Consider the following 25,745-nt stretch of genomic DNA (forward strand, 5'->3'; position numbering starts at 1 on the left):
CCAATGTAACGGCGCCGACCTGGCAGAACCAGAGTCACAACCGGGGCCGACCCTTGGGGGTCAGACCCCAGGCCCGCATATTACTCGTACGAGAACATCGACCCGAGCTTGTCCATGCGCTCGAGCGCCATGCCAGAGCCGCGCACCACGCACGTCAGCGGATCTTCGGCCACCAGCACCGGCAGGCCGGTTTCTTCCATCAGCAGGCGATCGAGGTCGCGCAGCAGCGCGCCGCCGCCAGTGAGCATCATGCCTTTTTCGGCGATGTCGGCGCCCAGTTCCGGCGGGGTCTGTTCGAGCGCGTTCTTCACCGCCGAGACGATGTTGTTGAGCGGGTCGGTCAGCGCTTCGAGGATCTCGTTCGACGAAATCGTAAACGAGCGCGGAATGCCTTCGGACAGGTTGCGGCCCTTGACTTCCATCTCCTTCACTTCCGAGCCAGGGAATGCCGAGCCGATGGCCTTCTTGATCGCTTCGGCGGTCTGCTCGCCGATCAGCATGCCGTAGTTGCGGCGGATGTAGTTGACAATGGCTTCGTCGAACTTGTCGCCGCCGACGCGGATCGAGCCTTTGTAGACCATGCCGCCGAGCGAGATGATGCCCACCTCGGTGGTGCCGCCGCCGATGTCGACGACCATCGAGCCGGTCGCTTCCGACACCGGCAGGCCGGCGCCGATGGCCGCGGCCATCGGCTCTTCGATCAGGTACACTTGCGAGGCGCCGGCGCCGAGCGCCGATTCGCGGATCGCGCGGCGCTCGACCTGGGTCGAGCCGCACGGCACGCAGATGATGATGCGCGGCGAAGGACGGAAGAACTTCGAGTCGTGCACCATGCGGATGAACTGCTTGAGCATCTGCTCGGTGACGGTGAAGTCGGCGATGACGCCATCCTTCATCGGCCGGATCGCCTCGATATTGCCGGGCACTTTGCCCAGCATCTGCTTGGCTTCCTTGCCGACCGCCTGGATCGTCTTCTTGCCGTTCGGGCCGCCCTCCTGGCGGATCGCCACGACCGATGGCTCGTCGAGGACGATGCCCAGGCCGCGCACGTAGATCAGCGTGTTCGCGGTGCCGAGATCGATTGCCAGGTCATTTGAAAAATAGCTGCGTAAAAAACCAAACATGTGTGTCCTGATGCGCAACGGAGTGCGCCTAAGCATTAATAAGGAACCGCGCAAGCTTTGCCGCGACACCGTTCTTGCAAAATGCGGCGCGGTCTTTTATATGCGGCGGCAGCCCGTTTTCAGCGCCAGCTACGCATTAGCCCGCCATTCTACCTTATAATTTGCCCGTTAAATGCCGAAAAGCCTCTCAATTGCAGGCCGTTACGCTATGCCGGATCGGCGGCATTGCCAAGGTTTTACGATCTTTTAGCGCGCCGTTATGTAAATTTCTTCACCTTTCCTCAACTTATCGAACGCGGCGTTTGCCGCGCTATTTGCCATGTCCCTGACACTCTCAGACGTAAAACGCATCGCCAACCTGGCCCAACTCGACATGGACGACGCGCACGCCGAGATCGCGCTCGGTGAACTCAATGGCATCTTCGCGCTGGCCGAGCAGATGCAGGCGATCGATACCGACGGCGTGGCGCCATTGTCACAGCCGCTCGCCGCCGTCCTCGGTACCCTGCCGCTGCGCCTGCGCGACGACGTCGTCACCGAGCAAAACCGACGCGACGCCTACCAGGCGCCGGCGCCGAAGACCCAGGACGGCCTGTACCTGGTGCCGAAAGTGATCGAATAAGCCGTCGCCGCCCGCCGCCCTCCCCGAATCGGACCCCCGAGCCATGCATACAAAAACCATCAAACAGCTGTCCGCCCTGCTGCACGCGAAACAGGTTTCCGCCACTGAGCTCACGCAGCACTACCTGCAGCGCGCCGCCGCGAGCGACCTGAACGCCTTCCTGCACATCGATCCGGCGCTGTCGCTGGCGCAGGCCGGCGCCGCCGACGCGCGCTTTGCCGCCGGCAGCGCCGGCCCGCTGACCGGCATCCCGATCGCCCACAAGGACATTTTCGTGACCGAAGGCTGGCGCTCGACCGCCGGCTCGAAGATGCTGGCCAATTACGTCAGCCCGTTCAACGCCACCGTCGTCGAGCGCTTCGGACGAGCCGGCATGGTCACCCTCGGCAAGCTCAATTGCGACGAATTCGCGATGGGTTCGTCGAACCAGAATTCGGCCTTCGGCGCGGTACTGAACCCGTGGGACAAGCTGGCCGTGCCAGGCGGCTCCTCGGGCGGCTCGGCCGCGGCGGTCGCCGCGCGCATCGCGCCGGCGGCCACTGCCACCGACACCGGCGGCTCGATCCGCCAGCCGGCCTCGTTTTGCGGCGTCACCGGCATCAAGCCGACCTACGGGCGCGTGTCGCGCTTCGGCATGATCGCGTTTGCCTCCTCGCTCGACCAGGGCGGCCCGATGGCGCAGACGGCCGAAGACTGCGCCATGCTGCTGAACGAAATGGTCGGCTTCGACGAGCGCGACTCGACCAGCCTGACTGCCGCCCAGGGCAACGTGCGCGAAGACTTCATGCGCGACCTGGCCGAGCCGCTCGCCGGCCTGCGCATCGGCGTGCCGAAAGAGTATTTCGGCGAAGGCCTGGCGCTTGACGTCGAGGCGGCGGTGCGCGCCGCGCTCGAACAGTTCGTCAAGCTTGGCGCCACCTTGGTCGACATCTCGCTGCCGAAAACGTCGCAGTCGATCCCGGTCTACTACATCATCGCGCCGGCCGAAGCGTCGTCGAACCTGTCGCGTTTCGACGGCGTGCGCTACGGCCACCGCGCCAGCGAGTACAAGGACCTGGCCGACATGTACAAGAAGAGCCGCGCCGAGGGTTTTGGCCGCGAAGTCCAGCGCCGCATCATGGTCGGCACCTATGTGCTGTGCCACGGCTACTACGACGCCTACTATCTGAAGGCGCAGAAGATCCGCCGCCTGATCGCCGACGACTTCCAGGCCGCGCTGGCCAGCTGCGACGTCATCATGGGCCCGGTCGCGCCGACCGTGGCGTGGGACCTGGGCGAGAAGACCGACGATCCGGTCGCCGCCTACCTGGCCGACATCTACACGCTGTCGACCAGCCTGGCCGGCCTGCCCGGCATGTCGATCCCGTGCGGCTTCGGCCAGGGCGACAAGAACGGCCAGCGCCCGGTCGGGCTGCAAATCATCGGCAACTACTTTGCCGAAGCGAAGCTGCTGGGCATCGCCCACCAGTACCAGCAGGTCACAGACTGGCACACCCGCGCGCCTGCCGGCGTCTGAGAAGAAAGAGAGAACACTATGCAATGGGAAGTCGTCATCGGTCTTGAGAACCACGTGCAGCTCACGACTAACTCGAAGATTTTCAGCGGCAGCGCGATCCGTTTTGGCGCCGAGCCAAACACCCAGGCCAGCCCGGTCGACCTGGCGCTGCCGGGCGTGCTGCCGGTGATGAACCGCGGCGCCGTCGAGCGCGCGATCCGCTTTGGCCTGGCCGTCAACGCGAACATCTCGCCGCACTCGATCTTCGCGCGCAAGAACTACTTCTATCCGGACCTGCCGAAGGGCTACCAGATCAGCCAGTTCGAAGACCCGGTCGTCATCGGCGGCCAGGTCAGCTTCGGCTTCGAAAAAGACGGCAAGGTCGAAACGCGCACCATCAACCTGACCCGCGCCCACCTCGAGGAAGACGCCGGCAAGTCGCTGCACGAAGACTACGCCGGCATGACCGGCATCGACCTCAATCGCGCCGGCACGCCGCTGCTCGAAATCGTTTCCGAGCCGGAGATGCGCAGCGGCGCCGAAGCGGTCGCCTACGCCAAGGCGCTGCACTCGCTGGTGGTGTGGCTGGGCGTCTGCGACGGCAACATGCAAGAGGGCTCGTTCCGCTGCGACGTCAACGTGTCGGTGCGCCCGCTCGGCACCACCGAATTGGGCACTCGCTGCGAGATCAAGAACCTCAATTCGTTCCGCTTCATCGAGGAGGCAGTCCAGTACGAGGTGCGGCGCCAGATCGAACTGATCGAAGACGGCGGCAAGGTCGTGCAGGCGACGCGCCTGTGGGACCCGGACCGCAAGGAAACGCGCGCGATGCGCACCAAGGAAGACGCGCAGGATTACCGCTACTTCCCCGATCCGGATTTGCCGCCACTGGAGATTTCGCCCGAGTGGATCGAGCGCATTCGCGCCGACATGCCGGAGCTGCCGGCGGCGATGCGCCTGCGCTTCGTGGCCGACTACGGCCTGACCGAATACGATGCGCTGATCCTCACCTCGTCGCACCAGCTGGCGGCGTATTTCGAGGCCGTGGTGGCGGTCGCCGGCAAGACGAACGCGAAGGCAGCGGCCAACTGGCTGATGGGCGACGTCGCCTCGACCTTGAACCGCGAGAACGTCGAGATTGCTGATTCGCCCGTCGAAGCGTCGCAACTGGCGCAGCTGCTGTTGCGCATCGCCGACGGCACCATCTCGAACAAGATCGCCAAGGAAGTGTTTGCGGCGATGTGGGAAGCGAAGTCGAACGACGAGAACCTGGCCGACCAGATCATCGACCGGAAAGGCCTGCGCCAGATTTCGGACAGCGGCGCTTTGGGCGCGATCGTCGACGAAGTGCTGGCGGCGAACGCCAAATCGGTCGAGCAGTACCGCGCCGGCAAGGAAGCTGCGATCAACGCGCTGATCGGCCAGGCGATGAAGGCGTCGAAAGGCAAGGCCAACCCGGCGCAGCTGACGGAGCTGCTCAAACGCAAGCTGGCCGCGTAAGCGGCCAGCGACACAACGGCGCCCTCGGGTCGCCGCTTCTCAAAATGACTATGTCATTTTGACCTCGCGCAGCACGACAAGGTTCGGCGCGCAACGCGTTTTTTTGCGGATGGCTTCAGGCTTTCCCGGCAGAGCGCGTCATACGCTGGCCGGCGCGTCGCATTGCAGCGCGGCGCGCTGGCGCGCATGCAGCCACGCGAGCGTCGTCTCGCCGCGCATCGGCCGGCTCAGCCAGTATCCCTGGATTACATCGCAGCCGATCTCGGCGAGCAGGCCGCATTGTTCGGCCGTCTCGACGCCTTCGGCCACGACGCGCATCTCGAGGGCGTGGCCGAGATCGACGATGGTCCTGGCGATGCGCAGCGAGCGCGCGTCGCAGGCCAGTTCGTCGACGAACGATTTGTCGATCTTCAGCACGTCGACCGGGAAACTGCGCAGGTAGCTGAGCGACGAATAGCCGGTGCCAAAGTCGTCGAGCGCGATGCCGATGCCGGCCGACTTCAGATGGCGCAGCGTCGCCTCGTGGCCATCGTTCTGCATGAGCAAGCTTTCGGTCACCTCGATCTCGAGCAGCGCGGCGGGTAACGCGGTGCCGCTCAAGATGGTGGCGACCTGCGCGGCGATGTCGGGCGATTCGAACTGGCGCGGCGAGAAATTGACGGCGATCGATATCGCAAAGCCGTGTTCGGCCCACTGGAGCGCCTGCGCCAGCGCGGTGCGCAGCACCCACTCGCCCACTTCAACGATCTGGCCGCTTTCTTCGAGCAAGGGGATGAAGTTGTCCGGCGCGACGACACCGCGCGTGTCGTGCTGCCAGCGCAGCAGCGCCTCCATGCCGGTCACCCGGCGCGTGGCGAGGTCGAGCTTGGGCTGATACTCGAGGAAGAATTCGCCGCGCCCGAGTGCGTTACGCAGCGCATTTTCGAATTGCAGGCGTTCGAGGATCGCGTCGTCGTCGCCGGCGGCATAGCGCCGGTAGCCATTACGCCCGCTGTCCTTGGCCTGGTACATCGCCACGTCGGCATGCTGGAGGAGCACGTCGATGCCGGCGCCATCGTCCGGATAGAAAGCGATGCCCACGCTGGTGGTCACGCAAATCTCGTGGCCGCCAATGGTAAACGGGCGCGCGATGGCGGCCAGGATCGTGTCGGCGATCCGGTAGGCGTCGTCAGGCGCGCCAATGGCGCCGAGGATGGCGGTAAATTCGTCGCCGCCCATGCGGGCGATGGTGTCGCTGGCGCGCACCGCCTTGCGCAGGCGGTTGCCGACCATGACCAGCAGCCGGTCGCCGATGTGATGGCCGAGGGTGTCGTTGATCCGCTTGAAGCGGTCCAGATCGAGAAACAACACCGCCAGCTTGGTCCGTTGTGCGCGCGCGCCGTAAAGCTCGGCCTCGAGCTTCTGGCGAAACAAGGTACGGTTCGGCAGGCCCGTGAGCGCGTCGTGGTGGGCGATGTGGTGCAGCTGGTTTTGCGCTTGTTTGCGTTCACTGACGTCGTGAAACACCAGCACGGCGCCGAGCACTTCTCCGGTTGCGCGCCGGATCGGCGCCGCCGAGTTTTCGATGTGGAACTCGCACTGGTCGGTATGGCGGATCAACACGGATTGCCGGTCCATCTCGACGATGGCATTGTTGAGCAGGCATTCGACGACCGGATTGATGGTGGGCTGCCGCGAGCCTTCCTGGACGATGCGCAACACCGCCTCGATCGGTTTGCCGCGCGCGTTCTCGTTGGTCCAGCCGGTCAACAGCTCGGCGATCGGGTTCAAGTACTGGACCCGGCGCTGCGTGTCGGTGGTGACCACCGCATCGCCGATCGAGCGCAAGGTGATCAGCGCGCGTTCGCGCTCGTCGTCCAGGTCGTCGAAGGCGCGCCGCAGCGCGCGCAGCGGCGCCGTCATGATCTTGAAGTAGAGCAATGCAGCCAGCGCTGCCGCAGCGAGGGCGGCGAACAGCGAGTCGACCAGCAGCGGGCGCAACGAGCGCGCAATGCGCAGCGCGCCGACCGGCCTGCCGGCGTCGAACAGCGGCGCGCTGGCCACCATCAGCGGCGCGGGCGCGGCATCGGCGCTGCGCGCGATCATGGTCCCCGAAAGAGCAACGATTTCCCGAATTTCATTGACCCTGTGTGCGCCGGCCGGACGATTTCCCAGCAAATCTTCCAGGCGCAGCTGCTCGAACTGCCACAGCTCCGGGTTTCGGTTGATCATTTCGGTGGCGAGGCGCGCGTTGATGTGGGCGGCGGCGGCGATCTCGCCGCTCTGGTAGCGATATTGCAACGCAAACAGCGCCAGCGGCGGTAATACACCGATCAATACCGACACCAGCAGCGCCAGCGTCGACAGGCGCAGGGGCACCGGCAGCCTCATGGCGGCGCTGTTGCCTCGCGCGGCCAATAGGTCTGATGACCGAGAGCGCGCAGGATATCGCGCCCTTGGGTCGACAGCATGAATTGCAGGAACTGCCGGGTGGCCGGCGAGGCATTCGACGCCACTACCACGTGCAGATGCTTGACATACGGATAGCTGCCGTTGACGAGCGCTTCGACCGACGGTGCGATGCCGTCGATGGCGAGCAGCTTGATCTGGCGCTGCTCTGAGCTGACCAGGGCGAGCGTGGTGCTGCCCAGCGAATGCGGATACTTTTCCAGTTGGTCGGCCGAGTCCGTATCGGTGACCGCCACGACCATGCCGCGCCGCGCCAGTGCTTGGTCGACAGCGAGATCCATCGCCGGCGAGATGGTGCGCAGCAGCGCCGTATCGCCTTCGGTGCGGGGGCGTATTACCAGCCGAATCGGCTGGCCATTCGGCCATGTCAGCTGACGGCCGGCATAGATGTCGGCCAGGCGCGCCTTCGACAGCGCGATGTCGGGCGTACCGGGGTGGGCAGCGAAGGCGAACGGCGTGCTGCCGTAGCGCACCGACTGCAGGCCCGCCTGCGTCTCTTGCGCCGTCAGCTCGCGTCCGGATACGGCCAACGCGATGGCGCCGACGGCGAGCGCCTTGAGGCCGCCACTGCTGCCCAGGCTGGGCACTTCGACGATCCGGTGCTCGGGATGCAGGCGCTCGAAGGCGTCGCCCAGGCGGTGCAGCGTGCCCAGCGCGGCGCCGGTGCCGCCCACTTTGATCGTTTCGGCGCGCGCGGGATTGGCAAGCGCGAGAGCAAGGAGGCCGATCACGGCAAGACAGTTTGGCGAATTCAGCATACTTCCAGTCGCCTCGTTCAAAAAACCCATTGTCACACAAAACCACCGCAACAATGCGTGCCTCTAGGAAACTTGTGACCGTACGCCAACACTTCGCGTGCGCGCCGCCGCGGCGCTCAGGGCCGCGCCTACACGCCGTAGCGCGCCTTGTAGTGCGCCACGGCCGCGCGGTAGTGCGCCAGCTGCGGATCGACGGCGCCAGCGGACAGGTAGCCAAACAAATCGTCGAGGTTGCCGATCGAAATCACCGGGATGCCGAACTCGCGGCGCACTTCCTGCACCGCCGAACTGGCCGACAGCGCGCCGTCCTTGCCGCTGCGCTCCATGCGGTCGAGCGCAATCAGCACCGCGGCCGGCTCGGCGCCGGCGGCGCGGATCATGGCGACCGATTCGCGCACCGACGTGCCGGCCGAGATGACGTCGTCGATGATGACGACCTTGCCCTGCAGCTTGGCGCCGACGATGGTGCCGCCCTCGCCGTGATCCTTGGCTTCCTTGCGGTTGAAGGCGAAACTTGTGTTGCGGCCCTTGCCGGCCAGCGCGACGGCGGTGGCCGAGGCGAGCGTGATGCCCTTGTAGGCCGGGCCGAACAGCATGTCGAACTCGACGCCGGAGTCGAGCAGCGTCTGGGCGTAGAATTGTGCCAGCTGCGCCAGTGTCCGGCCTTCGTGGAACAGGCCGGCGTTGAAGAAATACGGCGACAGGCGTCCTGCCTTGGTCGTAAACTCGCCGAAGCGCAATACGCCCGCGGCGACTGAAAACGCGATAAACTGTTGCCGCAAATTGTCCACGATGATCCCTGTCGATTGAAAGTGGCTGTATTTTAATCCCGGGACACATTGCGCGCCACCGCCCTGCCCTTTTCTTCGCGTCTGGAACCATGCCTAAAATTATCTCCGCCAACCTCAACGGAATCCGCTCCGCCCACAAAAAAGGCTTTTTCACCTGGATGGCGGCGCAACAAGCCGACTTTATCTGCGTGCAGGAACTGAAGGCGCAGCACGGCGACATGACAGAGGAATTCCTCATGCCCGGCGGCTACCATGGACACTTCCACTATGCCGAGAAGAAGGGCTACTCCGGCACAGGCGTCTACAGCAAGACCAAGCCAGATGCGATGCGTACCGGCTTTGGCTGCGCCGAATTCGACGCCGAAGGGCGCTACACGCGCTGCGATTTCGGCAACCTGACGATCATCTCCGTCTACTGCCCGTCCGGCTCGTCGTCGCCGGAGCGCCAGGTCGCCAAGTTCCGTTTCATGGAGACGTTCCTGCCGCATCTGCTGGAACTGAAGGCAGAGGGGCGCGAAGTCGTCATCTGCGGCGACTGGAACATCGCCCACAACGAGATCGACCTGAAGAACTGGAAGGGTAACAAGAAGAACTCGGGCTTCTTGCCGGAAGAGCGCGCGTGGCTGACCCGCGTGTTCGACGAGTGCGGTTTCGTCGACGTCCATCGCGGCATCGACAAGCGCGATGAACAGTACACCTGGTGGAGCAACCGCGGCCAGGCCTGGGCCAAGAATGTCGGCTGGCGCATCGATTACCACGTCGCCACGCCGGGCATCGCGTCGCAGGCGCATACGGTATCGATCTACAAGGACGAGCGCTTCTCGGACCACGCGCCGCTGATCATCGACTACACCTTGTAATCACCAAGCGTGCGTTCGCTGGCGAAGCGGCGCGCCGCGCCGCTGAGCGGATCGAGGAATTCGAGCGAACGCGCCAGCAGCTGCAGCGGGCGCGTGAAGTCGTCGCCGCGGCACGGCTGCGCTACCGGATAGAAGGCGTCGTTGTGAATCGGCGCTCCCAGCGCCGCCATGTGGACACGCAGCTGGTGCTTGCGGCCGGTGTGCGGGCGCAAGCGGTACAGCGCCAGCTCGCCGCGCATGCCGATCATGTCGACGATGGTCTCCGAGTTCGGTTCCCCTTTCACTTCCTGCATGCGGAAAAACGGCGTGCCCTCGACCATCAGGCTGCGCCGCGTGTGCGGATAGGCCAGGCCGTCGATCGGCGCGGCCAGCGCTTCATATTCCTTCGACACGCCGCGCTGCTGGAACAGCGACTGGTAGGCGCCGCGGCTGCCGACGTTCGGCGAAAACAGCACCACGCCGGCGGTCTCGCGGTCGAGCCGGTGGATCGGCACCAGGTCGGGGATGCCGAGTTTGAGCTTGAGGCGCACCAGCAGCGTCTCGTGCAGGAAGCGGCCGGCCGGCGCCATCGGCAGGAAGTGCGGCTTGTCGACCACCACCAGGTGCTCGTCCTGGAAAAGCACCCGCTCGTAGAACGGGATCGGGGTTTCGGCATCGAGCTCGCGGTAATACCATATGCGCGAGCCGGCGCGCACGGGACTGGCCGGCGCGAGCGGCAAGCCGTCGCCGTCGACGACGTGGCCGCGCGCCATGCGCGAGCGCCAGGCGTCGGCACCAATGTCGGGAAAGCGCGTTACCAGGAAATCGAGCATCAGGCCAGCGCTGCCCTGCGGCAGCCACAGGTAGCTCGGGGCCACGCCTTGCATGATCGGCAGCGGCACCAGCGCATTGATCGCGGCCTGGCGTCCCATCTTCAATTCGACAGCGCGGCGGTGCGGTACGGCGGCAGCTTGTCGACGCTGACGCCTTGCGCGCGCGCGTACAGCGGCAGCAGCACGTTCATGTGCCGTTCCATCTCGACGATGCGCTCCTCGCCACCCGGGTGGGTCGAGAGGATCTGGACCGGCGCGCGCTTGTTGAGCGCGCCCATCTTGCGCCACAGGGCGATGCCGGCGCGCGGGTCGAAGCCGGCGCGCGCGGCCAGGTCGAGGCCGATCAGGTCCGCCTCGCGTTCCTCGTCGCGGGAAAATTTGAGCACCACCAGCTGGCCCGCGCTGCTGGCGACAGTATCTGTCAGGCGCGGATCGACGCCGAGCCAGGCCGACAGGCCAAAGCCGATGATGCGGCTGGCGACACCGGTGGCGGTGGCCTTGGCGGCGCGTTCGCGGCCATGCTCGCGCAGCGCGTGGGCGATTTCGTGACCCATCACGGCGGCCGCCTCGTCGTCGGTCAGTTTGAGTTGCGTCAGGATGCCGGTGAAGAAGGCGATGCGCCCGCCGGGCATGCAGAAGGCATTGACCTGTTCCGAATTGAGCAGGTTGACCTGCCACTTCCATTGCGCCGCTTGCGGATTCCAGCGTTCGGTAAACGGGATGATGCGCTTGGCGATGCCGCGCAGGCGGCCCACCTGCGGATGCTCGTCCGGGATCAGCGCGCCGGCCTGGCGCGCCTGGGCGATCAGGCCGGCGTACTGCTGCGAGGCCTGCTGGTCGACCGCTTTTTCCGGCTCGAGGTGGCGCCACTTCGACAGCGGCTTGACGGCGATGCCGTCCTGGACCTGGGTTTGCTCCGTGGCGGCCGGGCCGGACTCCGGCGCTTCCTTGGCGCGGTCACAGGCAGCCAGGGCGCACAGCGCGGCAACGGCGGCGAAGCGCTTGAGTTTGATCATTGCTGGTTCCATGGTGCTATTTTTGACAACGCATCATCGCAGAAATCGGGCGGAGGCAGCACACGCGATCACGCCAGGCGGCGCTCCTTCTTGCGCAGCCTGAAGACGGCCAGGCTGCCGCGCAGGTTGGGCAGGAACGAGACCGGGCGCCCGCCTTCGGCCAGGGCGACGCGCTCGAGCACTTCGAGTCCGCATTCGGCGGCCAGTTCCTCGAAGTCGTAGATGGTGGCGCAGCGCACGTTGGGCGTGTCGTACCACTGGTACGGCAGTGCTTTCGACACCGGCATGCGCCCGCGCGCGAGCGCCACGCGGTGCGGCCAGTAGGCGAAATTGGGAAACGAGACGATCGCCTCGGCGCCAACGCGCACGATATCGCGCAGCAGCGCTTCGACGTGCTGCATCATCTGCAGCGACGACAGGCACAGCACGGTGTCGAACGAATTGTCGCCGAAGATGGCCAGGCCCTTCTCCATGTCCTGCTGGATGACGTTGATGCCGCGCCGGGCCGATTCGAGCAGCTTGTCGTCGGCGATCTCGATGCCGTAACCGGTGCAGCCCTTGTCGCTCTGCAGGTAGCTCAGCATGGCGCCGTCGCCGCAGCCGACGTCGAGCACGTGGGCGCCGCCCGGCACCCAGTGGGCGATGAAGGCGAGGTCCGGACGCGCGCTGGACAGTTCCTGGAAATTCATGCGTGCTCCGTCGTCGTCGATTGGTTGGTCACGTCCCAGATGCGCTGGTACCACGCGCGCACCATGTTCAGGTAGCGCGGGTCGTCGAGCAGGAAAGCGTCGTGGCCGTGCGGCGCGTCGATCTCGGCGTAGGTCACGCGGCGGCGGTTGCACACCAGCGCCTGCACGATCTCGCGCGAGCGTTCCGGGGAAAAGCGCCAGTCGGTGGTAAACGAGGCGACGAAGAACTCCGCTTCGGTGTCCTCCAGCGCGCGCGTCAGGTCGCCATTGAAGCCGCGTGCCGGATCGAAGTAGTCGAGCGCCTTGGTGATCAGCAGGTAGGTATTGGCGTCGAAGTATTCGGAGAACTTGTCGCCCTGGTAGCGCAGGTAGGATTCGATCTCGAAGTCGATGCCGAAGTCGAATTTGTAATCGTTGCTTTCGGCGGCGTTGCGCAGCTTGCGGCCGAATTTTTCCGCCATGTCGTCGTCGGACAGGTAGGTGATGTGGCCAACCATGCGCGCCACCCGCAGGCCGTTTTTCGGCACCACGCCGTGGGCGTAGAAGTCGCCGCCGCGGTAGTCGGGGTCGGAAAGGATAGCCTGGCGGGCGACGTCGTTGAAGGCGATGTTCTGCGCCGACAGCTTCGGCGTCGAGGCGATGACGACGCAATGGCGCAGGCGCTTCGGGTACATGATCGACCAGGCCAGCGCCTGCATGCCGCCGAGCGAACCGCCCATCACGGCGGCAAACTGCTCGATGCCAAGGACGTCGGCCAGGCGCGCCTGCGCGGCGACCCAGTCTTCCACCGTCACCACCGGGAACGACGCGCCGTAGGGCTTGCCGGTGGCGGGATTGTCGTGCATCGGGCCGGTCGAGCCGAAGCAGGAGCCGAGGTTGTTGACGCCGATGACGAAGAAGCGGTCGGTGTCGAGCGGCTTGCCGGGGCCGACCATGTTGTCCCACCAGCCGACTTTTTTGGGGTCGTCGGCGTACACGCCGGCGACGTGATGCGAAGCGTTGAGGGCGTGGCACACCAGCACCGCGTTCGACTTGTCGGCATTGAGGCTGCCGTAGGTTTCGTACATGAGCGTGTAGCCGGCCAGCTGCGCACCGCTTTGCAGGCGCAGTGGTTCGGCGAAGTGCATCGCTAGCGGGGAGACTATTCCAATGGATGCCATGAGACTCTACAGAAGTTAAATTGGGGCGCCGACTGACACCGGGGTCAGACCCCTAACTGAAAAACCGGGGTCTGACCCCTACCCTAGCCGTTCGACGGCTTCGGCGATTTCGGCAGGCTCCATGCAGCGCAGGATCTTGCGGGTCTGCGGCGTGATCCTGGTCAGGTCGCTGCCGAGGATCTCCTGCTTGACCGCCAGCAGCTGCGCCGGGTGCATCGAGAATTCGCGCAGGCCCATGCCCAGCAGCAGGCGAGTGAGCTTGACGTCGCCGGCCATCTCGCCGCACACGGCAACGTCGATGCCGGCCTTCTGGCCGGCGGCAATCGTCATCGCGATCAGCTGCAGGATCGCCGGATGCAGCGGATTGTACAGGTGCGCCACCTCGTAATCGACGCGGTCGATCGCCAGCGTGTACTGGATCAGGTCATTGGTACCGATCGACAGGAAATTCATGCGCCGCACGAACATCGGCAGCGCCAGCGCGGCGGCCGGGATTTCGATCATGGCGCCGACGTCGACCTTGTCGTCGAACTTGTGGCCGGCTTCGCGCAGCTGCGCCTTGGCCTGCTCGATCATCGCCAGCGACTGGTCGATCTCGAACGCGTGCGCCAGCATCGGGATCAGCAGGCGCACCTTGCCGTAGGCGGAGGCGCGCAGGATCGCGCGCAGCTGGGTGAGGAACAGCTGCGGCTCGGCCAGGCAGTAGCGGATCGCGCGCAGGCCGAGCGCCGGATTGAGTGCGGTGTGCTCGGTCTGGTCGAGCGGCTTGTCGGCGCCGATGTCGAGGGTGCGGATAGTGACCGGCCGGCCCTTCATCGCCACCACCGCCTTGCGGTACTGCTCGAACTGTTCGTCCTCGCTCGGAATCCGGTGCGCATGGCCGGCGCGGCCCATGAACAGGAACTCGGAGCGGAACAGGCCAACGCCGGCGGCGCCCTGTTCGAGCGCGCCGGGGCAGTCGTCGGGCAGCTCGATGTTGGCCAGCAGCGTGATCGGCGTGCCGTCAAGCGTGATGGCCGGCGTTTTCTTCAGCTTGAGGAGCTTCTTGCGCGCCTTTTGCAAGCTGACCTGGCGCGCACGGTACTGCTCGAGCACCAGCGGACTCGGATTGGCGATGACGACGCCGGCGTCGCCGTCGATGATGACCCAGTCGTCCAGCTCGATCAGCTGCGACGCCTGCGACATGCCGACGACGGCCGGGATGTCGAGGCTGCGGGCGACGATCGCGGTGTGCGAGTTCTGGCCGCCGACGTCGGTGACGAAGCCGATGAAGGAGCGGTCGCGGAACTGCAGCATGTCGGCCGGCGAGATGTCGTGGGCGACGACGATCATCTGCGGCTGGTAGGCGTCGGTCGTCACCGGCGCCGGCTGCAGCTGGGCGGTCCCCATCAGCACCTTCAGCACGCGCTCGGCGACCTGCTGAATATCGGCCTTGCGCTCGCGCAGGTACTCGTCTTCGATCTCGTCGAACTGCGCCGACAGCTCGTCGATCTGGGTCACCAGCGCCCACTCGGCGTTGTAATGGCGCGAGCGGATGATGTCGAGCGGCGCTTCGGAGATCAAGGGGTCCGACAGGATCAGCGCATGGACGTCGATGAAGGCGCCCAGTTCGGTAGGGGCGTCGCGCGGCAGGTCGGTCCACAGCGCCTGCAGCCCGCGGTGCACTTCGGCGATCGCATCCTGCAGCCGCTTGACTTCGGCTTCGAGCTGCTCCTCCGGTACCAGGTAGTGCTTGACGTCGAGCGCGGCGGGCGTGAGCAGGTGAGCGCGGCCGATCGCGATGCCGCGGGAGACAGGAATTCCGTGAAGCGTAAACGATGCCATCGATGGTCCTGAATTGGAATGGCGCGCGCTATACACCTGGCTTACTCGCCTTCGCCGAACTTGTCGGCGATCAGGCCAGTGAGCGCGGCCAGCGCGGCCGCCTGGTCGGCCCCGTCGGCTTCCAGGGTGACCTTGGCGCCCTTGCCGGCGGCGAGCATCATGACGCCCATGATCGACTTGGCGTTGATGCGCCGGCCGTTACGGGTGAGCCAGATCTCGCTCTGGAACTTGGCGGCGAGCTGGGTGAATTTGGCGGAGGCGCGCGCGTGCAGACCCAGCTTGTTGATAATTTCTAGTTCTTGTTGAATCATGTTTTATCGTCTCAATCACACAGAACTACACTCACAAAGGAAGGAAGGCCGCGCGGCGGCCGTCCCTATTCCGGGCCGACGCGGATCCGGTTGTCGACCCTGACTGCGCCGCTCTGGGCGCCGGCCAGCGCCATCTCGACCACCACGTCGAGCGTGTCGCGGCGGTAGGTGATCGCGCGCAGCAGCATCGGCAGGCTGATGCCGGCGATGACTTCGACCTGGCCGGGCAGCGCCAGCGAATTGCAGCAGTTCGACGGCGTGCCGCCCTTGATGTCGGTGATGACCAGCACGCCGCTGCCGTCGTCGATGCGGGCGACGGCTTCGCGCGCCAGCTCGTGCACCTCGGCGGTGTCCTGGTCGGCCGCCACGTCGATCGCCTCGAAGCGCTCGGTGGGGCCGCGAAACACGTGGGCGACCGCCTCGATGAACGCCTTGCCGAGCGGCGCGTGGGTTAACAACAAAATGCCGACCATATCAACCTTGTCCTGCTGCTTGTCCGACGCGGCGCTCGAGCGCCTCGATGAACATCGCCGCCACGTCGAAGCCGGCCTGGTCGGTGATTTCCTGGAAACAGGTCGGGCTCGTTACGTTCACTTCCGTCAAGAATTCCCCAATAACATCTAATCCTACCAGCAACAGGCCACGGGCGGCCAGCAAAGGGCCGAGCGCCTCGGCGATTTCGCGGTCGCGCCCGGTCAGTGGCTGGGCGCGGCCGATGCCGCCGGCGGCCAGGTTGCCGCGCACTTCGTCGCCCTGCGGGATGCGCGCCAGCGCGAACGGCACCGGTTTGCCGTCGATGACGAGGATGCGCTTGTCGCCGTGCACGATGGCGGGAATGAACTTCTGGGCCATGATGGTGCGCGTGCCCAGCTCGGTGAGCGTTTCGATGACCGAGCCCAAATTCATGCCGTCGTCCTTGATGCGGAAGATGCCGGCGCCGCCCATGCCGTCGAGCGGCTTGAAGATGACGTCGCCATGCTGGGCATGGAATGCGCGCAGGCGCGCCAGGTCGGACGACACCAGGGTCGGGGAAGTGAACTGGGGGAACTGCAGGATAGCCAGCTTTTCGTTGTGGTCGCGGATGGCGGACGGCTTGTTGAACACGCGTGCGCCCTGCGCTTCGGCGATGTCGAGCAGCTGGGTGCCGTAGACGTATTCCATGTCGAACGGCGGGTCCTTGCGCTCGAGGACGGCGTCGAATTCGGACAGGCGCGTCGTTTGCTGGGCGCCAAGGCGGTACCACTCGTCAGGCTCGCCCGTGAGGGTGACTTCGGTGACGTCGGCGGTGACGATGCCGTCTTCGAGCGCCATGTGGCGCTGTTCGAAGGCGAAAATGCGATGGCCGCGCCTGACCGCTTCGCGCATCATGGCGAAGGTGGAATCCTTGTAGATCTTGAATCCGGACAGCGGATCGGCGAGGAATGCGATTTTCATGGGAAATTCCGATCAGGCTAATGGTTCGATTTTAGCCGGAAACGGGGATTTCCGCCGGGGATGGCAGAGATGGCAGGGTCCGACCCCGGTGTTGCCGGCGCCACCTACACCGGGGACTCGGCGTCTCCGTCAGAGCCTTTAAAAGAAAAATCGGGTCTGCCCCCTTAATACACTTCCGGGTTGGGGTCGGTGCGCTCCATCTCGAGCGAGGCGGCCAGCAGCCCCAGCCGGGCTACCACGCCGTAGACGTAGAAACGGTTCGGCGCGGCCGTGCCGGGCTTGGCCTTCAGGTCCGGCACCGCGTGCTGCTGGGCAAACGCGAGCGGCACGAACTGCGAGCCGGGGGCATTCAGGTTCTGGTCGACGCCGCGCTCGGCATGCACGCGGTAAAAGCCGCCGACGACGTAGCGGTCGATCATGTAGACCACCGGCTCGGCCACCGCGCCGTTGATGCTCTCGAACGTCGGCACGCCTTCCTGGATGATGACGTCGCTGACGGCCACGCCGTCCTTGATGACCGACATGCGCGCGCGCTGGTTGCGGTTCAGGTCCTTCAGCTCGTTGGCGTCCTTTACCGTCAGGATGCCCATGCCGTAGGTGCCGGCGTCGGGCTTGACGATGACGAACGGCTTCTGGTCCTTGATGCCGTATTCCTTGTATTTCTTGCGGATCTTGGCCAGCAACATGCTGACGTTGTCGGCCAGGCACTCGGAGCCGTTGTCGTCCTCGAAGTTCACTTCGCCGCACTTGGCGTGGAACGGGTTGACCATCCACGGATCGAAATCGATCAGCTTGCCGAACTTCTTGGCCACTTCGTCATAGGCGGCCAGGTGGTTGCTCTTGCGACGGATGGCCCAGCCGGCATGCACAGGCGGCAGCAGCGACTGCTCGTGAATGTTTTCCAGGATAGACGGGATGCCGGCCGACAGGTCGTTGTTGAGCAAGATGGTGCAAGGATCGAAGTCGACCAGGCCGACGCGGCGGCCGTTGGCCGAGCGCACCAGCGGCTCGACGACCAGCATGTTCCCGTCGGGAAGCGCCAGCGGCGTCGGCTGGGTGATTTCCGGCGACAGCGAACCGAGCCGCACGTGCAGGCCGGTCTGGCGGAAGATCTGCATCAGGCGCTGGACGTTTTGCAGGTAGTGCGGGTTGCGCGTGTTGGTTTCGGGGATCAGCAGCAGGTTGCGGGCGTCGGGACAATACTTGTCGATCGCGGCCATGGCGGCCTGCACCGACAGCGGCAACATCTCGGTAGCAAGATTGTTGAAACCACCAGGGAACAGGTTGGTGTCGACCGGCGCCAGCTTGTAGCCGGCGTTGCGCAGGTCGACCGAGCAGTAGAACGGCGGCGTGTGCTCCTGCCATTCCATGCGGAACCAGCGTTCGATGGCCGGCGTGGCCTCGAGGATTTTCTTCTCTAGGTCGAGCAGCGGGCCAGTCAGGGCCGTGACGAGGTGGGGAACCATGAATGACGTCCTTCAGACTTCTGAGTATGGTGAAAACCGTAAATCGGGGCGAAACGAGCAATTTAAAGGAGCGCCAATGCAAAAAGCGCCCCACAGGGCGCCTGAAGGCCCGCTTGCGCGGCCCAGAAAGCTCAGATGGATCAGGCGTGGTAGGCGGATTCGCCGTGACTCGTGATGTCGAGCCCTTCCCGTTCCTCTTCTTCCGGTACGCGCAGGCCGACCACCAGGTCAACGAGCTTATAGGCAATCACCGACACGACTGCCGACCAGATGATGGTGGTGCCGACCGCCTGCACCTGGATCCATACCTGGTTGCCAATCGAATAAGCATCGGCCGACATCTTGTTGGTGGTGTAGTCGAAAATGCCCTGACCACCCAGTTGTGGCGCAGCGAACACGCCCGTCAGCAGCGCACCGAGAATACCACCAACACCGTGCACGCCGAACACATCGAGCGAGTCGTCGGCGCCGATCATGCGCTTCAGGCCATTCACGCCCCACAGGCAGATGATACCAGCGAGCAGGCCAATGACCAAGGCGCCCATCGGACCGACGAAGCCGCAGGCCGGGGTGACGGCCACCAGGCCTGCAACCGCGCCTGACGCGCCGCCCAGCATCGACGGCTTGCCTTTGGTGATCCATTCGCCAAATACCCACGAGATGGTGGCGCAGGCGGTAGCGAGCAAGGTGTTGATGAAGGCCAGCGCGGCGACGTCGCCCGCTTCCAGTGCCGAGCCGGCGTTGAAGCCGAACCAGCCCACCCACAGCAGCGAGGCGCCGATCATCGTCATCGTCAGGGAGTGCGGCGCCATCGATTCACGGCCGTAGCCGACGCGCTTGCCGATCATGATGGCGCCGACCAGGCCAGCGACAGCGGCGTTGATGTGGACCACGGTGCCGCCGGCAAAGTCGAGCGCGCCCTTCTGCCACAGCCAGCCGGCCTTGGCCGATTCGGTTGCCAGGGTTGCGGCGTCCTTGATGGCATCCGGACCGGTCCAGAACCAGACCATGTGGGCGACCGGCAAGTAACCGAAGGTAAACCACAGCACGATGAACAACAGCACGGCGGTGAACTTGGCCCGCTCGGCGAAGGCGCCGACGATCAGCGCGCAGGTAATTGCCGCAAAGGTGCCCTGGAAGGCGACGAAGACGAACTCGGGAATGACGACGCCCTTGCTGAAGGTGGCCGCCGAGGAGAACGTTGCCGTCGCCGGATTCCAGATGCCGGACAGGAATGCGCGGTCGAACTTGCCGATGAAGGCGCTGCCTTCGGTAAAGGCGAGCGAGTAACCGTACAGGCACCACAGGACGATGATGACGGAGAAGATCATGAATACCTGCAGCAGCACCGACAGCATGTTCTTCGAACGCACGAGGCCGCCGTAGAACAGCGCCAGGCCAGGGATCGACATCATGATGACGAGGATGGTGGCGATGAACATCCAGCTCACGTCACCCTTGTTGGCGACGGGCGCGGCCGGCGCGGCGGCCGGTGCGGCTTCGGCGGCGACGACCGGCACTGCCACTGGCGCGGCCGCAGGCGGCGCGTCAACCGGCGTGACAGCGACGGCAGGCGCGGCGGCGGTGGCGGGCTGGGTGTCGGCCTGCGCCAGTATGGTCGGCGCTGCATGGTCGGCGCCCTGGTGACTGGCCGCCTCATGCGCGCTGGCACTGATGGCGCCGCTCATGGCGACGACCACGGCTACCCCGGACAACCACTTTGTTATATTTTTATGCATCTGGATTCCCCCTAAAGTGCTTCGTTGCCGGTCTCGCCGGTACGAATGCGGACGACCTGCTCGAGGTTGTACACGAAGATTTTGCCGTCGCCGATCTTGCCGGTGCGGGCCGCTTTTTCAATCGTTTCGATCGCCTGCTCGACGATGGCGTCGTCGACGGCGGCCTCGATCTTGGTCTTCGGCAGGAAGTCGACGACATACTCGGCGCCGCGGTACAGCTCGGTGTGCCCCTTCTGGCGGCCGAAGCCCTTGACCTCGGTGACGGTGATGCCCTGCACGTTAATTGCCGACAGCGCTTCGCGCACCTCGTCGAGCTTGAACGGTTTGATGATGGCGGTGATCAGTTTCATACTAGTCCCCTTAGAAAGTTTTCGACACGGTCAGCACGGCAGCGGTCTTGCCGAGGTTCTTGCCGGCCGGGCTGACGTAGGCGCGGGTGTCGGCGTTGATGAGCGCCAGCGACACGGAAGCGAAGCCGACGTCCTTGGTCAGGCCGATCTTGTAGTCGGTGTACGAATAGACGCCGTTGTTCTTGACGTTCTGGCGCCCGGCGTGCAGGTTCAGCACCAGGCCGGTGGCCACTTCGAAGTTGGCGCCGATGTCGAGGTAGCCGCTGTTCTTGCTGTTGGAGGTGCCGAACAGGTTCGTCGTCGAGTGCGAATACTTGATGTAGCCGGGACCGTAGCCGACCTGGCCGTACAGTTCGAAGGTATTGGCGCTGGTTGGCAGGCCGTTCGACGGGTAGGCGTAGTAGAGGCCGCCGACGTCGTAGCTGATGCCCGGCGCGATCTCGCCGCGCTTGCCGCCGTAGATATCCCATTCGATATCGCCGTCGCCGCCGGCATCCTTGGTCCACTTGATGGTCGACGCCCAGGTGCCAAGGTAAAAGCCGGTCGGGTTGTTGACGTAGTCGGCGCCGGCGGACACGGCCGGCTTGAGGCGCGACTGCGATACACCGCGATAGCGGTAATCGGAAGTGATGGCGGCGTTGAACGTCACTTCGTCGGCCGGCTTGGCATCCTCGGCGTGGGCGTTGGCGGCAGCCAGCGAGGCCAGGGCAAGAGTGATCGCTGCGGCAAATTTCGACTGGTTCATCAAGTTTTTCATGGCGATTCCCTATTAATTGAACGGATATGGCGGATGCGGTTTAGAATTTGGCTTGCATAACTGCGATGGTCACCTTTCCATTAGCAGAATGCGTGCCAGCGTAAATTTGCCCGACGGCGCTTGATTTTTTGCTGTGCCGACCCAATTTCGTTACAAATCAACAGTAGTAATTGTGCAGTGCACGATCCGCGCAGGCGTGCGCACCGAATTAAGGCTGCGACGCACTAAGACGGTGCATGCACCAGCGCTCTCACCAGGAACAGACCATGGACATGAACACCTTCTTCAACGACTTGCAGAGCAAGATCAACCAGGCGATCGAAAAATCGCCGGCCAAGGACATCGAAAAGAACGTCAAGGCGATGATGACCCAGGGCTTTTCCAAGCTTGATCTGGTGACGCGCGAGGAGTTCGACATCCAGGCGCAGGTGCTGGCGAAGACGCGCGCGAAGCTCGAGGAGCTGGAGACGCGCATGACGTTGCTGGAAGCGCGGGTTGCGTCGCAGCCGATCATCATGAAATCGAGCGCGGCGGGTGACGCACCAGTTTGATCCAATGATTGCACCACTGCTCGCCTGAACGCCGTTCAGCGCTTCCCGACGCGTGCTACTTTGCGCCAATCGGGTGGCAGTCGGCCTGCGCGAACGAGAATAGAAGATCTATCGTCCTGTTATAAGGAGAAGATCATGAGCGAGCAGGAAAACATTCAGCTGGTACAGCAGTGCTACGACGCATTCGTCAACGGCGACATCGACAAGCTGCTGTCGATGATGGCGCAAGACATCGCCTGGGAATTGCCACAGGTCGATGGAGTTCCGTTCACTGGCAAGCGGCGCGGCCGCCAGGCCGTCGCCGAGTTCTTCGGCATCATGAGCGCTCTGCAGGAAGCGCGCGAATTTCGTCCGATGGAGTTCACCGCGCAAGAGGACCGTGTTGTGGTGACTGGGCACTATAAGTGGGCCATCAAGGCCACGCAAGAGTACCTGCGTTCCGACTTCTGCCACATCTTCCATATCGCCAACGGCGAAGTCCTCAAGTTCACCGAGTTCAACGACACGCACAAGGCGGCGGTGGCCTACCAGCTCTGCTTTGGCGCGATGCAAAGCGTGCCGGGCGCCACTGCCGATAACGCCACTCCAGGATTGCGCTAGGCATCGCCGTACCGCCGGCGCGCACGTATGTCCTCTCTCAAGCGCCGGCCCTTCAGTCCCCCTACACTTTGGCAACCCCCGACGATCAGCCAGAGGAATCCATGAGTTTAGCCGTCCTGAGAAGTCGCGCCCTGGCGGGCATGGATGCGCCGGCCGTCAGCGTCGAGGTGCATCTTGCCAACGGCCTGCCGAAATTCTTGATGGTTGGGTTGCCGGAGACTGAGGTGCGCGAGTCGCAGGAACGCGTGCGCGCCGCGCTGCATAATGCCGGCTTCGATATTCCCAACCGGCGCGTCACGATCAACCTTGCGCCGGCCGACTTGCCGAAGGAGTCGGGACGCTTCGACCTGCCGATCGCGCTCGGCATCCTGGCCGCGTCCGGTCAGATTCCCGGCCTCGACCTCGACAAGTACGAGTTTGCCGGTGAGCTGTCGCTGTCGGGTCTGCTGCGACCCATCCGCGGCGCCCTGGCGATGACGTTCGCGATGCACCGCTCGCGCGACCGCGCCGCCCGTGCCTTCATCCTGCCGCTGTCCAATGCCGAGGAAGCCGCACTGATGGGCGAAGCGGAGATCTATCCGGCGGAGACGCTATTGCAAGTGTGCGCTCACTTTGCCGCCGCGGACCCAGCGAGCCGGCTGCAGCGGCATCGCAACAAGCCGCTTGGCGAGCCGCCCTGTTACCTCGACTTTTCCGACGTAAAGGGACAGCAGCACGCCAAACGTGCGATGGAAGTGGCCGCCGCCGGCTCGCACAGCTTGCTGCTGGTCGGTCCGCCCGGCGCCGGCAAGACGATGCTCGCGTCGCGCTTCGTCGGCCTGTTGCCGCCGATGACAGACGAGGAGGCGCTGGAGTCGGCGGCGGTGCAGTCGCTGACGCGCGGCTTCAGCGCGGCCAACTGGAAAGTGCGGCCATACCGCAGTCCGCATCACACCTCGTCCGGGGTGGCGCTGGTGGGCGGAGGCAATCTGCCGCGGCCGGGCGAAATTTCGCTGGCACACTGCGGCGTGCTGTTCCTCGACGAACTGCCGGAATTCGACCGGCGCGTGCTGGAGGTGCTGCGCCAGCCGATGGAGTCGGGCAACATCACCATTTCGCGCGCGGCGCATCAGGCTGACTTTCCGGCGCGGTTCCAGCTGATCGCGGCGATGAACCCGTGTCCATGCGGCTATCTCGGCCACCCGTCGGGCAAGTGCCATTGCAGCAGCGAGGCGATCGCGCGCTACCAGGACCGGATCTCGGGGCCGCTGCTCGACCGCATCGACATGCAGATCGAAGTGGGAGCGATGGCGCCGGACACGATGAGCGCCGGCGCCGACGGCGAGCCGAGCGCCACCATCGCGGCGCGCGTGGCGCATGCCTTCGTGTTGCAGCAGCAGCGCCAGGACAAGTCGAACCAGCGCCTGACGACGCGCGAGATCGATCAGCATTGCAAGCTCGACGGCGAAGGCGACAAGCTGCTGCGCACCACGATGCTGCATCTGCACTGGTCGGCGCGGGCGTATCACCGCGTGCTGAAGGTGGCGCGCACCATTGCGGACCTGGCCGGCACGCAGCGCATCTCGGCGGCGCACGTGGCTGAGGCGATTCAGTACCGGCGCAGCTTGCGGGAGCGGTAAGGACCTACGGCAATGCCTCGACCGATCGAAGCTACTTTATCTGAACTGGCGGCTGCTTGTTGTCGGCATAGCTGGTCGCAGGATCCCTGCCTGACGGTCGTTTCTAGAATACAATTCGAAAAACCCTTTCTTGTTGTGTTGCCCGAAAGTCCTTTGCCGACGCCAGACACTTCCGTAGGTCGACAACGCTCCTACGCGCCGCTTTGAAACCGTCTAGTCCATTCATGAGATCGGACTACTTCGTCGAAAGAAATCCATGAGTGCTACTCCGATCAATCTCTCCACCCTTGCACAACTGATTGCAAGTAATGCCTCGGCCGACAACTATAGGTTCTATATCGTTCTCGCAGCACTATTACTTATCTGCATGGCGGCGGGCGCTGTTGTGTCGAGCTTTTTTAAGGAGCAAGGAAAACAGATTGCGACTAATGCCGCTTTTCAAACGACGTTATGCCAGCTTCTTGAAGTAACCGCAGAAACTGAAAATGTCAAGGTGCGAATCGCGCATAGCGACTGGACAGAAAAGGAACTGAGGACACTGCGCAGGACGAAGCTGGAAGAGATGGTCACGGCACTTTTCACAGTTTCACGCACAATCGAAACGTATCTATCATCCGCTGAGATTGTCGGCGATATCGACCGCCGCTCGAAAGAGCCGATGTCCATCGTGGAGCAAATTAACACGCTATACTTTCCAGAGTTTGCCAACGAGATGAATGCGCTGGATCAGACTTATTCGGCATTCCAAATGTGGCGCAGGGAGCATCACCACGCCATTAGTATGGCCAATCGTGAGTGGGCGCACGCAGCCGACATGGCGAAGCTAATGACGGCTGCGGTGCCGTTTGTTCAGGCAAGATACGATTCCGCACTTGCCGAATCCCAGCGACTGGTGGATGCATTGAAAGAAAAGCAGCAAGCCATGCCAGCCGAATTTTCGCCGATGTATAAGCCGCTCCATCAAGCTATCGTGCAGCTAACCGCTGTCGCTGCCACATTAATGGCTGAATTAATCAAGCCGGTCCAATACAATCACGAAGCCCGGTGCCCCCTGTGAGTTTCGGTAGCGAGAACTCCGACTGTTCACCTAATTGCAGCGGGAAACGATGAATGCTTTTCGTACGCCACCTTGCAGGCAGCGACGTTCGCTAGCGGCCTCGCCAAAAGGCAGCCGTGAGGTAGCGCGGCAACACCGCTCCTGCTACCATCTGGCCATGCGACTTTCCCTGATCAAATCAATACTGATGCCCGTGCTCGCCGCCAGCCTGCTGGCCGCCTGCTCCCCTACCTACAACTGGCGCGATTACAGCAGCCAGGACGCGCCGTTTCGCGCGATGTTCCCCGACAAGCCCGACCTCCACAAGCGCAAGATCGACATCAACGGCCTGCCCGTCGAGATGACCATGACGGCGGTCGATATCGACGGCACGACGTTCGCCGTCGGCAGCGCGCAAGCACCGGACGCGGCCAAGGCGCAGGCAGCACTCGATGCGATGAAGACTGCGCTGGTGCGCAATATTGGCGCCACCATCACCAAGGAAAAAGTGTCGACAGCGGCGTCCGCGGGACCGGCCGGCAACTCGCAGCGCGCATCGATCGATATCGAGGCAACCGGCATCCGCAACGGCACGCCGATGAAGCTGGTCGGCCATTTCGAGGCGCGCGACAATCGCTTTTACCAGGTGATCGTGATGGGCAAGGAAAAGGCCATGTCGCCCGAACATGTCGACCAGTTCATGTCGTCGTTCAAGTTGCTCTGAACCTCGGCGACGTCGCCGCCACTCGCGCGGCGCCGTGCTTCCCTCTTTTCGAATCGGAT

Annotated in this window: 25 protein-coding genes; 9 read left to right on the forward strand and 16 right to left on the reverse strand. The window is 64.1% G+C overall.

The annotated features are described in order from the left end of the window. Positions 1-80 precede the first annotated feature (80 nt). Positions 81-1,124: a rod shape-determining protein MreB gene (locus ACP7DD_RS04745; RefSeq protein WP_133115206.1), complete on the reverse strand. Its 1,044-nt coding sequence runs from the start codon at positions 1,122-1,124 to the stop codon at positions 81-83. Positions 1,125-1,443: 319 nt separating this feature from the next. On the opposite strand from ACP7DD_RS04745, the gene gatC reads away from it, so the two are divergent. The 3 genes from gatC to gatB are packed head-to-tail and all read left to right on the forward strand — an operon-like array spanning position 1,444 to position 4,741. Beyond that, positions 1,444-1,746 (forward strand): Asp-tRNA(Asn)/Glu-tRNA(Gln) amidotransferase subunit GatC, encoded by a 303-nt coding sequence (gene gatC, locus ACP7DD_RS04750; protein WP_426173553.1) that lies wholly within the window; start codon positions 1,444-1,446, stop codon positions 1,744-1,746. Between the two features lie 43 nt (positions 1,747-1,789). Then, the gene (gene gatA, locus ACP7DD_RS04755) at positions 1,790-3,262 is read left to right on the forward strand and encodes an Asp-tRNA(Asn)/Glu-tRNA(Gln) amidotransferase subunit GatA (RefSeq protein ID WP_426173554.1); all 1,473 of its coding nucleotides are present in this window, start codon (positions 1,790-1,792) and stop codon (positions 3,260-3,262) included. Positions 3,263-3,280: 18 nt separating this feature from the next. After that, positions 3,281-4,741, forward strand: coding sequence for an Asp-tRNA(Asn)/Glu-tRNA(Gln) amidotransferase subunit GatB (gene gatB, locus ACP7DD_RS04760; RefSeq protein ID WP_426173555.1), 1,461 nt, complete (start codon positions 3,281-3,283; stop codon positions 4,739-4,741). A 138-nt stretch (positions 4,742-4,879) separates the two neighbouring features. Here the strand turns inward: gatB and ACP7DD_RS04765 are convergent, their stop codons facing one another. The 3 genes from ACP7DD_RS04765 to pyrE all read right to left on the reverse strand — a co-directional run bounded on the left by ACP7DD_RS04765 (position 4,880) and on the right by pyrE (position 8,738). After that, positions 4,880-7,099 carry a putative bifunctional diguanylate cyclase/phosphodiesterase gene (locus tag ACP7DD_RS04765; protein WP_426173556.1) on the reverse strand — a complete coding sequence of 740 codons (2,220 nt, stop codon included), beginning with the start codon at positions 7,097-7,099 and terminating at the stop codon, positions 4,880-4,882. Positions 7,100-7,107: 8 nt separating this feature from the next. Then, entirely contained in the window at positions 7,108-7,947 is an 840-nt protein-coding gene (locus ACP7DD_RS04770) for a substrate-binding domain-containing protein (RefSeq protein ID WP_426173557.1), read from the reverse strand. A gap of 128 nt (positions 7,948-8,075) precedes the next feature. After that, positions 8,076-8,738, reverse strand: a complete 663-nt coding sequence (gene pyrE, locus ACP7DD_RS04775) for an orotate phosphoribosyltransferase (RefSeq protein ID WP_426173558.1) — start codon at positions 8,736-8,738, stop codon at positions 8,076-8,078. Between the two features lie 89 nt (positions 8,739-8,827). Here pyrE and ACP7DD_RS04780 point away from each other — a divergent pair, with 89 nt between their 5' ends. Then, positions 8,828-9,598, forward strand: coding sequence for an exodeoxyribonuclease III (locus tag ACP7DD_RS04780; protein ID WP_426173559.1), 771 nt, complete (start codon positions 8,828-8,830; stop codon positions 9,596-9,598). Here ACP7DD_RS04780 and ACP7DD_RS04785 read toward each other — a convergent pair. The 12 genes from ACP7DD_RS04785 to ACP7DD_RS04840 form a co-directional block, all read right to left on the reverse strand. Then, a complete protein-coding gene (locus ACP7DD_RS04785; protein WP_426173560.1) occupies positions 9,586-10,509 on the reverse strand; it encodes a pseudouridine synthase in 924 nt (307 codons plus the stop codon). The genes ACP7DD_RS04780 and ACP7DD_RS04785 overlap by 13 nt on opposite strands. A 2-nt stretch (positions 10,510-10,511) precedes the next feature. Further along, positions 10,512-11,426 (reverse strand): M48 family metallopeptidase, encoded by a 915-nt coding sequence (locus ACP7DD_RS04790; protein ID WP_426173561.1) that lies wholly within the window; start codon positions 11,424-11,426, stop codon positions 10,512-10,514. Between the two features lie 68 nt (positions 11,427-11,494). Next, complete coding sequence (gene metW, locus ACP7DD_RS04795; RefSeq protein WP_426173562.1) at positions 11,495-12,115, reverse strand: methionine biosynthesis protein MetW; 621 nt, start codon at positions 12,113-12,115, stop codon at positions 11,495-11,497. Next, on the reverse strand, positions 12,112-13,275 hold the full coding sequence (gene metX / locus ACP7DD_RS04800; RefSeq protein ID WP_426173563.1) for a homoserine O-succinyltransferase MetX: 1,164 nt from the start codon (positions 13,273-13,275) through the stop codon (positions 12,112-12,114). The genes metW and metX overlap by 4 nt, the downstream gene beginning before the upstream one ends. Before the next feature lie 78 nt (positions 13,276-13,353). Next, a complete protein-coding gene (gene ptsP, locus ACP7DD_RS04805; protein ID WP_426173564.1) occupies positions 13,354-15,099 on the reverse strand; it encodes a phosphoenolpyruvate--protein phosphotransferase in 1,746 nt (581 codons plus the stop codon). Positions 15,100-15,140: 41 nt separating this feature from the next. Continuing rightward, positions 15,141-15,410 carry an HPr family phosphocarrier protein gene (locus ACP7DD_RS04810; protein ID WP_426173565.1) on the reverse strand — a complete coding sequence of 90 codons (270 nt, stop codon included), beginning with the start codon at positions 15,408-15,410 and terminating at the stop codon, positions 15,141-15,143. A 65-nt stretch (positions 15,411-15,475) separates the two neighbouring features. Then, on the reverse strand, positions 15,476-15,883 hold the full coding sequence (locus tag ACP7DD_RS04815; protein WP_426173566.1) for a PTS sugar transporter subunit IIA: 408 nt from the start codon (positions 15,881-15,883) through the stop codon (positions 15,476-15,478). A 1-nt stretch (position 15,884) separates the two neighbouring features. Further along, positions 15,885-16,844, reverse strand: coding sequence for a glutathione synthase (gshB, locus tag ACP7DD_RS04820; protein ID WP_426173567.1), 960 nt, complete (start codon positions 16,842-16,844; stop codon positions 15,885-15,887). Between the two features lie 164 nt (positions 16,845-17,008). Beyond that, positions 17,009-18,310 carry a glutamate--cysteine ligase gene (gshA, locus tag ACP7DD_RS04825; RefSeq protein ID WP_426173568.1) on the reverse strand — a complete coding sequence of 434 codons (1,302 nt, stop codon included), beginning with the start codon at positions 18,308-18,310 and terminating at the stop codon, positions 17,009-17,011. Between the two features lie 140 nt (positions 18,311-18,450). After that, the gene (locus tag ACP7DD_RS04830) at positions 18,451-20,049 is read right to left on the reverse strand and encodes an ammonium transporter (protein WP_426173569.1); all 1,599 of its coding nucleotides are present in this window, start codon (positions 20,047-20,049) and stop codon (positions 18,451-18,453) included. Between the two features lie 11 nt (positions 20,050-20,060). After that, positions 20,061-20,399 (reverse strand): P-II family nitrogen regulator, encoded by a 339-nt coding sequence (locus ACP7DD_RS04835; protein ID WP_099788297.1) that lies wholly within the window; start codon positions 20,397-20,399, stop codon positions 20,061-20,063. 10 nt (positions 20,400-20,409) lie between these two features. Then, positions 20,410-21,156, reverse strand: a complete 747-nt coding sequence (locus ACP7DD_RS04840; RefSeq protein WP_426173570.1) for a TorF family putative porin — start codon at positions 21,154-21,156, stop codon at positions 20,410-20,412. Between the two features lie 266 nt (positions 21,157-21,422). On the opposite strand from ACP7DD_RS04840, the gene ACP7DD_RS04845 reads away from it, so the two are divergent. The 5 genes from ACP7DD_RS04845 to ACP7DD_RS04865 all read left to right on the forward strand — a co-directional run bounded on the left by ACP7DD_RS04845 (position 21,423) and on the right by ACP7DD_RS04865 (position 25,686). Beyond that, a complete protein-coding gene (locus tag ACP7DD_RS04845) occupies positions 21,423-21,707 on the forward strand; it encodes an accessory factor UbiK family protein (RefSeq protein ID WP_426173571.1) in 285 nt (94 codons plus the stop codon). A gap of 135 nt (positions 21,708-21,842) precedes the next feature. Next, a complete protein-coding gene (locus tag ACP7DD_RS04850; protein ID WP_426173572.1) occupies positions 21,843-22,307 on the forward strand; it encodes a nuclear transport factor 2 family protein in 465 nt (154 codons plus the stop codon). Between the two features lie 101 nt (positions 22,308-22,408). Next, entirely contained in the window at positions 22,409-23,926 is a 1,518-nt protein-coding gene (locus tag ACP7DD_RS04855) for a YifB family Mg chelatase-like AAA ATPase (RefSeq protein ID WP_426173573.1), read from the forward strand. 256 nt (positions 23,927-24,182) lie between these two features. Further along, entirely contained in the window at positions 24,183-24,983 is an 801-nt protein-coding gene (locus ACP7DD_RS04860; protein ID WP_426173574.1) for a hypothetical protein, read from the forward strand. A gap of 187 nt (positions 24,984-25,170) precedes the next feature. Next, entirely contained in the window at positions 25,171-25,686 is a 516-nt protein-coding gene (locus ACP7DD_RS04865; RefSeq protein ID WP_426173575.1) for a hypothetical protein, read from the forward strand. The last annotated feature ends 59 nt before the right edge of the window (positions 25,687-25,745 follow it).

Source organism: Massilia sp. TWR1-2-2 (assembly GCF_049897565.1).
Taxonomy (GTDB): Bacteria; Pseudomonadota; Gammaproteobacteria; order Burkholderiales; family Burkholderiaceae_D; genus JAFCUW01.